This is a genomic window from Bradyrhizobium sp., from assembly GCF_049798375.1.
In the GTDB taxonomy this organism is placed as follows: domain Bacteria; phylum Pseudomonadota; class Alphaproteobacteria; order Rhizobiales; family Xanthobacteraceae; genus Bradyrhizobium.
Window position 1 is genome coordinate 1 of sequence record NZ_JBARGP010000659.1, and the last position, 10,091, is coordinate 10,091.

Below are 10,091 nucleotides of genomic sequence, written 5' to 3' on the forward strand. Positions count from 1 at the left end.
CCGCCGAGCTATCGCCGCATCACGCAGGAATTCGCCTATTGGGACGATATCGCGGTGCATTTCCGCAGCAGCGTGCACCGCGTCGGCGGCAATGGCTTCTGCGGCTGTGCGCGGCGCACGCTGCTGATGATCCTGCAGGACCGCGCGCGCGAGCTCGGCGTGACCTTGCAGTTCGAGACCGATGTCGAGGACGAGACGCGCTTTGCCGATGCCGATCTCGTGATCGTCGCCGACGGTGTCAACAGCCGCTTGCGTGAGAAACATGTCGACCACTTCGAGCCAGAGGTCGACTTGCGCAGCAACAAGTTTACCTGGATGGGATCGACCAAGCCGCTCGACGCCTTCACCTTCATCTTCCAGGAGACGGAGTGGGGCCCGTTCATCACGCATGCCTATCAATATGAGGCGGGACGCTCGACCTGGATCTTCGAGACCGATCCGCAGACGTTTGAGCGCGCAGGCTTGACCGGGCTCGACGAGCGGCAATCCGCCGAGCGGATGAAGCAGATCTTCGGCTGGTTCCTCGGCGATCATCCGCTGCTGACCAACCGCTCGATGTGGCGCAATTTCCCGATGATCCGCAGCAAGCGCTGGGTCAAGGGCAACATGGTGCTGCTTGGCGACGCCAAGGCCAGCGCGCATTTCTCGATCGGCTCCGGCACTAAGCTTGCGATGGAGGATGCAATCGCGCTGGCGGATGCCATGCAGCGTGAACCTGATGTCGCGGCCGCGCTCGACCGTTACGAACACGGACGGCGTGAGGAGGTCGAGAAGACCCAGCACGCCGCCGACGTCTCGCTGGTGTGGTTCGAACACGTCGATCGCTTCTGGCAATTCGATCCGGTGCAGTTCGCATTCGGCGTGATGACACGCGCGAAGGCGATCACCTACGACAACCTCACGCTCCGCGCGCCGGACTTCGTCGCCGAGGTCGACAAGGCGTTCGCGAAGCAAGTCCGTGCCAAGGGCTTTGACGTCGATGTCGACAAGCCGGTGGCGCCGATGTTCCAGCCGCTGCGCCTGCGCGAGATGACGATCGCCAACCGCGCAGTGGTGTCGCCGATGTGCATGTATTCGGCCGAGGAGGGCGTGCCCGGTGATTTTCATCTGGTGCATTACGGCTCGCGCGCGATCGGCGGGGCCGGCCTGATGTTCACCGAGATGACCTGCGTCGGTCGCGATGCCCGCATCACGCCGGGCTGCGCCGGCCTGTGGAATGACCAACAGGAGGCCGCCTGGAAGCGCATCGTCGATTTCGTCCACGCCAACTCGCGAACCAAGTTCGCGCTGCAGCTCGGCCATGCCGGCCGCAAGGGAGCGACGAGGCTGATGTGGGACGGCATGGACCGGCCGCTTGCGGAGGGCGGCTGGGACGTCGTCTCCGCATCGCCGCTGCCGTATTTTCCGGACAGCCAAGTGCCGCGCGAGCTCGATCGTGCAGCGATGGATCGTATCAAGGGCGAGTTCGTTGCGGCGGCCGAGCGCGGCGAACGTTGCGGCTTCGACATGCTGGAGTTGCATTGCGCCCATGGCTACCTGCTGGCGAGCTTCATCTCGCCGCTGACCAACCGGCGCAGCGATGACTATGGCGGCGCGCTTGAGAACCGGCTGCGGTTTCCGCTCGAGATCTTCGCGGCGATGCGCGCGGCCTGGCCGGCGCACAAGCCGATGTCGGTGCGCATCTCCGCGACCGACTGGGCCGAGGGCGGCATCACCGGCGATGACGCTGTCTTGATCGCGCGCGCCTTCGCGGAGGCTGGCGTCGACCTGGTTGATGTCTCGACCGGCCAGACCGTGCGCGAGGCGCAGCCGATCTATGGGCGCATGTTCCAGACCCCGTTCTCCGACCAGGTGCGAAACGAGGCTCGCGTCGCCACCATGTGCGTCGGCAACATCACCACTGCCGACCAGGTGAACACCATCCTCGCAGCCGGCCGCGCCGATCTGGTCGCGCTCGGCCGCCCGCATCTGGTCGATCCCGCCTTCACCACAAAAGCCGCCGCCTGGTATGGCGCCGACGTGTTCTGCCCGCCGCAATATCTGCCGGGCAAGGAGCAGATATTCCGCAACAGCGTGCGCGACCGGCAGGATTTCGAGGACCTCAAAATTAAGGCTAAGCCGAAGACCCGCGCGGAGTTGAAAGCGGAGGCTGCGAAGCCGCTTGCGGCGGAGTGAGCGGCCATGCCACGCTAGGCGCTTCGGATTGCCAGTGGAGCAGGGGTGATGAAGGCGATCATTGTTGGCGGGGGTGTCGGCGGCTTGACCACCGCCTTGATGTTGCGGGCGCGCGGCATCGATAGCGAGCTGTTCGAGCAGGCGGACGCGGTCCGCGAGCTCGGCGTCGGCATCAACACCCTGCCGCATGCGATCCGCGAGCTGGCGCAGCTCGGGCTGCTCGACAGGCTTGATCAGGTCGCGATCCGCACCCATGAGTTGTTCTATCTGACCCGCCACGGTCAGCAGGTCTGGCACGAGAAGCGCGGGCTTGATGCCGGCCACGAAGTGCCGCAATTCTCCATCCATCGCGGCCGGCTGCAGGGCGTGATCCACCAGGCCGTGATCGAACGGCTGGGCGCGGAGAAGCTCCACACCGGCTGCCGGCTCGGCGCCTTTACCCAGGACGAGCGCGGCGTCACGGCCCATTTCTTCGACCGTAACGGTGCCCATGTTCGCACTGTGAGGGGCGACATTCTGATCGGCGCCGACGGGATTCATTCCAAGGTGCGCCAGACGCTGTTCCCGAACGAAGGCCCGCCGTGCTGGAACGGCTTGATGCTGTGGCGCGGCGCCATGGACTGGCCGGTGTTCCTGACCGGACAGTCCATGATCATCGCCGGCGGCCTCAACGCCAAGGCTGTAGTCTATCCGATCGCCGAAGGCTCGAGCCCGGCGAGCCGGCTGACCAACTGGGCCGTGCTGGTGCGCCTCGGCGACGGCAGCGCGCCGCCACCGCGCCGCGAGGATTGGTCGCGTCTCGGCCGCGCCGATGAGCTGATGCCGCATGTGAACGGCTTCTCGATTCCCCAAATCGATTTCGGCGCGCTGGTGCGCGCGACGCCCGAGTTCTGGGAATATCCCTGTTGCGACCGTGACCCGCTGCCGCATTGGACCAGCGGCCGCGTGACTTTGCTCGGCGACGCCGCGCATCCGATGTATCCGGTCGGCTCCAACGGCGCCTCGCAGGCGATTCTCGATGCCCGCGCACTGGCCGATGCACTGGCGCGTTCTGAGCATCCGCGGCAGGCGCTCGCGGCCTACGAGCAGCAACGGCTGCCGATGACGGGCGAGATCGTCGCGGCCAACCGCCGCGGCGGCCCGGAGGGCGTGATCGATGCCGTCGAGCAGCTCGCGCCGCAGGGATTTTCCGACATCGACACCATCCTCAACTATGAGGCCCGCGAGGCGATCGTGCGTGGCTACGCGACCCGGGCCGGCTTCGCCGCGCGCATGGTGACGCGGCAAGCGTCGTAGCACCATCCTGCCGCCATTCGTGCATGAGCCCATCTGGCGCGGCTTGCACTGTATTACCTCGCCCCGCTTGCGGGGAGAGGTCGGATGGCGAAGATGACATCCGGGTGAGGGGGTACAGGTTTACGAACTAACACCGCTCGTGCGTCCGCCCCTCACCCCAACCCTCTCCCCGTAAGAACGGGGCGAGGGAGCGCACTGCGTACGGGCGAGAGTTTCGTTGAATAAGATATGGTGCATTCCTTACTGCGGCGGGGGCGGCAGGAAGTGGATGTTGTGCTCGGCGGCGAGCTTGACGACGTCTTCCGGGTTCTGCTCGCGCATGTTGTGGATCGCCCAGAACAAATCGTAGAGCCGGCGTGTCGGTGACACCCAGAACAGCGTCTTCGCGCTCTGCTGCGACTTGTTGAAGATGCCATGCGGCTTGCCCGCCGGCAGCCGCACCGTGTCGCCCGCGGTTGCGTGTTCCTCAGCGCCGTCGAGGAAGAAGTCGAGCCGGCCCTCCAGGATGTAGAGATACTCGTCCTGGTCGGGATGGATGTGCGGCGGCACGAAGGTGCCGACCGGGAAAGTCGCATGCCAGGAAAAGCTGTGCTCGGTGCGGGTCTTCGGCACGTAGATCTGGCCGAGGATGTTCCAGGTGATGCCCTGCATGCCCTCATTGGCGCGGGTGATGCCGGCGATTTCGGGATGGCTCATCGATTTGACTCCTTCGGTTCTGACCGCTCGGCCTACTTGGCCACGCAGTCCTTGGCGTAGCGGTCGCCGTCATTCTGGAACACCTTCTGTACGATCTCGGTCTGGAATTTTCCATCCGGCCGCTTGGCGACTTTGGTCAGGTAGAAATCCTGGATCGGATAGCCGTTGGTGTTGAACTTGAACGCGCCGCGCAACGAGGTGAAATCGGCCTTCTTCAGCGCCGCCGCCACCGCGTCCTTGTTGCCGAGATCGCCATTCACGGCCTTGACCGCGCTGTCGATCAAAAGTGCGGCATCATAGGCCTGCATTGCGTAACTGCCCGGCACGCTATTGTAGGCGGCCTCGTAGCCGGCCACGAATTTCTTGCTGGCGGGATTGTCGAGATTGGGCGCCCAGTCGGCGCCGCCGAACATGCCGACCGCCGCATCCTGTTGCGCGGGCAGGGTCGATTCATCGACCGTGAACGCGGACAGCACCGGAATGGTAAGGCCGGCCTGCTTGTACTGCTTGACCAGGTTCACGCCCATGCCGCCGGGCATGAAGGTGAAGACGGCATCCGGCTTTTGCGATGCGATTTTGCTCAGCTCCGGCTGGAAGTCGAGCGTGTTGAGCGGCACGTAGGACTCCTCCGTGACCTCGCCCTTGTAGTCGAGCTTGAAGCCGGCGACCGAGTCGCGTCCTGCTTGATAGTTCGGCACCAGCAGATAGACCCGTTTGTAGCCGCGGTCCTGCGCCACCTTGCCGAGGATCTCGTGCACCTGGTCATTCTGGTACGAGGTCACATAGAAAAACGGGCTGCAGTCCTTGCCGGCATAGCTCGATGGGCCGGCATTCGGGCTGATCAGGAAGGTCTTGCTCTCGATGACAGGGCGATGGATCGCCTGCAGCATGTTGGAGAAGATCGGTCCAACCACGAAGTCGACCTTGTCGCGCTCCAGCAGGCCCTTCACCTTGGTAATCGCGACATCCGGCTTCAATTCGTCATCGGCGATCACAACCTCGACCTCGCGGCCACCCATCTTGCCGCCGAGGTCCTTGACCGCGAGGTTGAAGCCGTCGCGGACCTGCTGGCCCAGCGCCGCGGCCGGCCCTGACAAGGTAACGATGACGCCGATCTTGAGCTTGTCGGCAGCCAGTGCCGGCTGCGCCGCGACCCCAGCGAGCAGCGCCAGGCTGGCCAGCTTCGAACTCGTTCTCATGACAATTCCCCCGGATTGACGCTTTTGCACGGTGCTGTTGCACTCGGTCAGATCATGCTGACCTCTGAAGCCTAATCCGATGCAGCCCTTTGCTGCAAGCCATAGGCTGCATGTGAGTGCGACGCGGACGGCCGCATGCAAGCGTCGCGCCAATTGCTTGAAGCCTAAAGGAATTGGTCTCACTGCCATGAATCGGCACGTTTTCCCTTGCCCGGCGAACGCATTGAAGGTCAAAGTCGTCATCTTCCGTATCGCCCGCGCAGATGATGCCGTCATGACCCTCGATTCCGAAACCAAGGCCGTCGAGCTGCCCGAGGACCACGCCGAGGAGCTGCGGCTGTGGCTCCGGCTCCTGACCTGCACGACCCTGATCGAGGGCGAGATCCGCACCCGGCTGCGCGAACGCTTCGACGTGACCTTGCCGCGCTTCGACCTGATGGCGCAGCTCGACAAGGCGTCTGAGGGCATGACGCTGTCGGATGTCTCCAAGCGCATGATGGTGTCGAACGGCAACGTCACCGGGCTGGTCGAACGCCTGGTCGAATCGGGCCATCTCGACCGCCGCACCTCGGAGACCGACCGCCGTGTGCAGGTGATCCGGCTGACCAAGCTCGGCCGTGCCGAGTTTCGCCGGATGGCGGCCGAGCACGAGACCTGGATCGCCGACATCTTCGGCGACCTCTCCGAGAAGGACGTCCGCGACTTGATGCGGCTGCTGGCCAAGACCAAGGGCTCTGCGCAGAAGGCCGTGCAGCGGCGGGAAGGATGAGTGTGAGCGGCACTGAGACGGTCGACTACGAGGTCGAGTACAACAACCGGGCGCGGGTGCCGGAGCATCCGCAACTGATGGCCGGATGGGCACGGGATGCAGCCGCCTATCGCGCCGAGCATGCGCCGCGCCGGCTGACCTATGGTCCCGGTCCGCGCAATGTCATCGACCTGTTCGAGGCCGATGGCGATGGCGATGGCGCCATCGTCATGTTCATTCATGGCGGCTATTGGCAGGCGCTGGACGGCTCGTCGTCCAGCCATTGCGCCCGCGGGCTGAACAGGCATGGCATCACGGTGGCGGTGCCGACCTATGATCTCTGTCCGCAGGTGACGATCGGCACCATCATCCAGGAGATGCGAAGCGCGGCGCGTGAGCTGGCCAGGCTCGGCCGGCCGCTGGTCATTAGCGGTCATTCCGCCGGCGGACATCTCGCGGCCTGCATGCTGGCGACAGATTGGCATGCGCTCGATCCAGCGCTCCCGCAGGATCTCGTGCGCGCGGCCTATGCCATTTCGGGCCTGTTCGAGCTGGAGCCGCTGGTCGCAACCTCCGTCAACAAGGCGCTCGGCATGGACAACGCGTCGGCGCATGTGGCAAGCCCGTTGTTCTGGATGCCGCCCGCGGGCAAGAGCCTCGACGCCGTGGTCGGCGGCAGCGAGAGCGCGGAATATCTGCGCCAGAGCCGCACCATCGCCGAGCGCTGGGGCGCCGCCGGTGTTGCGACGCGCTATGGCGAGATCGCCGACGCCAACCATTTCACCGCGATCGCGCCGCTTGCCGATCCCGATTCGGCGATGGTGGCGCGGCTGAAAGAACTGGCCGGCCGCTGAGGCCGGCCGCCCAAGGAAGTTGCAGGCAGTGCACAATCTTCGGCTCTTGCGCGAAAATGCTTTAGGTCTAAAATATTGAGGCTTGAAACGTGCCGGGCGTCCTTGCCAAATGAGGAGCGTGCGATGGCCAATGCTGCCAAAGCCGAGAGTCCAGAGAATGCGGCCTGCGCCGCCACCGCCCAAACCTACACCGCTCATGTCGACACATTCGCGCGAGACCATCTGCCGCCGCGCGAGCTGTGGCCCGAATTCGTTTTCAGCCGGCCCGAATTGCAATATCCGCAGCAGTTGAATTGCGTGACGAATTTCCTCGACCGCTGGGTCGCGGAAGGGCAGGGCGATGCGCCCTGCATCATCAGCCCCGAGGTCAGCTACTCCTATCGCGAGCTGCAGGCGCTGGTAAACCGGATCGCCAACGTGCTGGTGAACAGCCTCGGCCTCGTCACCGGTGGTCGGGTGCTGCTGCGCTCCGCCAACAACCCGATGATGGTGGCGACCTATCTCGCCGTCATCAAGGCTGGCGGCATCGTGGTCGCGACCATGCCGCTGCTTCGCGCCAAGGAGCTCGCTTATCCGATCCAGAAGGCGCAGATTTCGCTGGCGCTGTGCGACGGCAAGCTCGCCGATGAGATGGAAAAGACCAAGGCTGCGGCGCCGGCGCTGCAGCGCGTGGTCTATTGGGGCAACGGCAAGCCGGACTCGTTGGAAGCCCTGATGGCCGATGTCAGCCCTGAGTTCGCCGCCGTCGACACCGCTGCCGACGATCTCTGCCTGATCGCCTTCACCTCGGGCACCACGGGCGATCCCAAGGGCACCATGCATTTCCACCGCGACATGCTCGCGGTCTGCGACGGCTATGCGCACAATGTGCTGCGCGCCAAGCCGTCGGATCGCTTCATCGGCTCGGCGCCGCTGGCGTTCACGTTCGGCTTCGGCGGCGTGCTGTTCCCGATGCACATTGGCGCATCCTATGTAGTGCTGGAAAAGACTGCGCCGGACGAACTGCTCGCGGCGATAGAGCGCGACAAGGTCACCGTCTGCTTCACCGCACCGACCGCCTATCGCGCCATGCTGGGCAAGCTTGCGAGCCGCGACATCTCCTCGTTGCGCAAATGCGTCTCGGCCGGCGAGACCCTGCCGAAGGCGACGTTCGACGCCTGGCACAAGGCGACCGGGTTGAAGCTGATGGACGGCATCGGCTCGACCGAGATGCTGCATATCTTCATCAGCGCCGTCGAGGACGAGATCAGGCCCGGCGCCACCGGCAAACCGGTGCCGGGTTACGAGGCCAAGATCGTCGACGACGAAGGCCGCGATCTGCCGCCTGATACGCTCGGGCGGCTTGCGGTGCGCGGGCCGACCGGCTGCCGCTATCTCGCCGACGAGCGCCAGCGCAAATATGTCCACGACGGCTGGAATATCACCGGCGATACCTATCTGATGGATGCCGACGGCTACTTCTGGTACCAGTCGCGCTCCGACGACATGATCGTGTCGGCCGGCTACAACATTGCCGGTCCCGACGTCGAGGCGGCCTTGTTGAGCCATCCGGCTGTTGCCGAATGCGGCGTGGTCGGCGCGCCGGATGAGGCGCGGGGCACCATCGTCAAGGCCTATGTCGTGCTGGCGCCGGGCAGCGAGGGCAGCGACGCGCTGGTCGCGGAGCTGCAGGAGCACGTCAAGCGCGAGATCGCGCCATACAAATATCCGCGCGCCATCGATTTCGTGACGCAATTGCCGAAGACCGAGACCGGCAAGCTGAAGCGCTTTGCGCTGCGCCAGCTTGCAGCGGCGGGTGCCGGATCGTCGGGCCTCGCGGCGGAATGAGATGAAGGAGAGATCATCGTGAGCACGTCCAAGAGCTCGCCTAAGACACCGACGCTTGCGGTGCTGCCCTCGGCTAAGGTTGCTGAGAAGGCTGACGCAGAGACAGGTCTGCGCATGTTGCAGCCGAGCGGCTGGCCGGTGCCGAAGGGCTACGCCAACGGCATCAGTGCCGAGGGCCGCATCGTCGTCACAGGCGGTGTGATCGGCTGGGATCAGCATGAGGTTCTCGCCGACGGCTTCGTGGCGCAGGCGCGGCAGGTGCTGGCGAATATCGCAGCGATCCTCAGGGAAGGTGATGCGCGTCCTGAGCATCTGGTGCGGCTCACCTGGTATGTCGTCGACATGGACGAGTATCTCGCGAACCTAAAGGAGCTTGGCCGCATCTACCGGGAGATCTTCGGCACGCATTACCCGGCGATGGCACTGGTGCAGGTGGTGCGCCTGGTCGAGAAGTCTGCGCGGCTGGAGATCGAGGCCACGGCGGTCGTGCCGGGGCAGGTGATTGCGTATTGAGCTAGCCATTGGGGGGTGAAGCTCTCACCACCTCGTCACTGCGAGGTGCAACGCGACGAAGCAATCCAGAGTCCCGCGCGTCGCTCTGGATTGCTTCCGCCGTCGCCTCGGGGATATGGCAGACGTCGCTTCGCTCGCAAGGACATGTCCAGATACTGCTCCACTCTCCACTGTCATCGCCCGGCTTGACCGGGCGACCCAGTATTCCGAGACGATTGTGATTCACTGGAACGCCACCGCGTACTGGATCGCGCGCCTTCGCGGGCGATGACGGCTGAATGTGTAGTTGGGTCCTCGCCTCACAGTTCAGGCACGCTTCTCCGTCCTCGCGGCACATATGTACCCGAGCGTTGCCGATCGATGACCCTCCGAAACTAAAGAGGGGGCAGGGAAGGCCGGGTATCCGCTGATACCCGCGGCCCCCGTGCGAAAAAATGCACGGGGCAGGAACCACAGGCTCAGCCGGATAATCCGGCCTTCCCTGCGCGAATGGCTTACGGCTTATACGTGATCTCCCCGGGGACCGGCGTTCTTGCCCCCGTCGTCCACGATACTCGTCAAAGCATCGCGACTTGGCATCAGCACCGGGATGCCAGGACCACACGACTTCGCCGTCCGCGATTGCTGCACTCGTCAGTTGCCACAATCGCGTCCATCGCATCCCGCTTCCACGTATCGTGACGACGCGTACGCCCCTCTTCGATGAGGCGGGACGGGACGAATGATCGTCGTGATTTGCCCGACAAGGCAAGCTTGTGGGCCTGCGACATGGTAACGCGACGG

At 64.5% G+C, this 10,091-nt stretch carries 8 protein-coding genes; 6 read left to right on the forward strand and 2 right to left on the reverse strand.

Translation table 11 applies throughout. The features are described 5' to 3' along the window. Both WA702_RS25730 and WA702_RS25735 read left to right on the forward strand, forming a co-directional pair. The coding region (locus WA702_RS25730) for an FAD-dependent monooxygenase (protein WP_425113356.1) at window positions 1-2,175 on the forward strand (2,175 nt) is incomplete at its 5' end. 48 nt (window positions 2,176-2,223) lie between these two features. After that, the gene (locus WA702_RS25735) at window positions 2,224-3,471 is read left to right on the forward strand and encodes a flavin-dependent oxidoreductase (protein WP_425113357.1); all 1,248 of its coding nucleotides are present in this window, start codon (window positions 2,224-2,226) and stop codon (window positions 3,469-3,471) included. A gap of 240 nt (window positions 3,472-3,711) precedes the next feature. On the opposite strand, the gene WA702_RS25740 is transcribed toward WA702_RS25735, so the two are convergent. Beyond that, window positions 3,712-4,167 carry a cupin domain-containing protein gene (locus WA702_RS25740; protein WP_425113358.1) on the reverse strand — a complete coding sequence of 152 codons (456 nt, stop codon included), beginning with the start codon at window positions 4,165-4,167 and terminating at the stop codon, window positions 3,712-3,714. A gap of 32 nt (window positions 4,168-4,199) precedes the next feature. Next, window positions 4,200-5,366, reverse strand: a complete 1,167-nt coding sequence (locus tag WA702_RS25745) for an ABC transporter substrate-binding protein (RefSeq protein WP_425113359.1) — start codon at window positions 5,364-5,366, stop codon at window positions 4,200-4,202. Window positions 5,367-5,640: 274 nt separating this feature from the next. Here WA702_RS25745 and WA702_RS25750 point away from each other — a divergent pair, with 274 nt between their 5' ends. The 4 genes from WA702_RS25750 (at window position 5,641) to WA702_RS25765 (ending at window position 9,308) form a co-directional block, all read left to right on the forward strand. Continuing rightward, window positions 5,641-6,135 carry a MarR family winged helix-turn-helix transcriptional regulator gene (locus WA702_RS25750; protein WP_425113360.1) on the forward strand — a complete coding sequence of 165 codons (495 nt, stop codon included), beginning with the start codon at window positions 5,641-5,643 and terminating at the stop codon, window positions 6,133-6,135. 2 nt (window positions 6,136-6,137) lie between these two features. Further along, window positions 6,138-6,968 carry an alpha/beta hydrolase gene (locus WA702_RS25755; protein WP_425113361.1) on the forward strand — a complete coding sequence of 277 codons (831 nt, stop codon included), beginning with the start codon at window positions 6,138-6,140 and terminating at the stop codon, window positions 6,966-6,968. 123 nt (window positions 6,969-7,091) lie between these two features. Beyond that, window positions 7,092-8,795 carry a benzoate-CoA ligase family protein gene (locus tag WA702_RS25760; protein WP_425113362.1) on the forward strand — a complete coding sequence of 568 codons (1,704 nt, stop codon included), beginning with the start codon at window positions 7,092-7,094 and terminating at the stop codon, window positions 8,793-8,795. An 18-nt stretch (window positions 8,796-8,813) separates the two neighbouring features. Then, the gene (locus WA702_RS25765) at window positions 8,814-9,308 is read left to right on the forward strand and encodes a RidA family protein (RefSeq protein ID WP_425113363.1); all 495 of its coding nucleotides are present in this window, start codon (window positions 8,814-8,816) and stop codon (window positions 9,306-9,308) included. The last annotated feature ends 783 nt before the right edge of the window (window positions 9,309-10,091 follow it).

Bases quoted from the DNA above. Each gene is read 5' to 3' on its own strand.
- WA702_RS25735 (WP_425113357.1), top strand. From the start codon at position 2,224: ATGAAGGCGATCATTGTTGGCGGGGGTGTCGGCGGCTTGACCACCGCC.
- WA702_RS25740 (WP_425113358.1), bottom strand. From the start codon at position 4,167: ATGAGCCATCCCGAAATCGCCGGCATCACCCGCGCCAATGAGGGCATG.
- WA702_RS25745 (WP_425113359.1), bottom strand. From the start codon at position 5,366: ATGAGAACGAGTTCGAAGCTGGCCAGCCTGGCGCTGCTCGCTGGGGTC.
- WA702_RS25750 (WP_425113360.1), top strand. From the start codon at position 5,641: ATGACCCTCGATTCCGAAACCAAGGCCGTCGAGCTGCCCGAGGACCAC.
- WA702_RS25760 (WP_425113362.1), top strand. From the start codon at position 7,092: ATGGCCAATGCTGCCAAAGCCGAGAGTCCAGAGAATGCGGCCTGCGCC.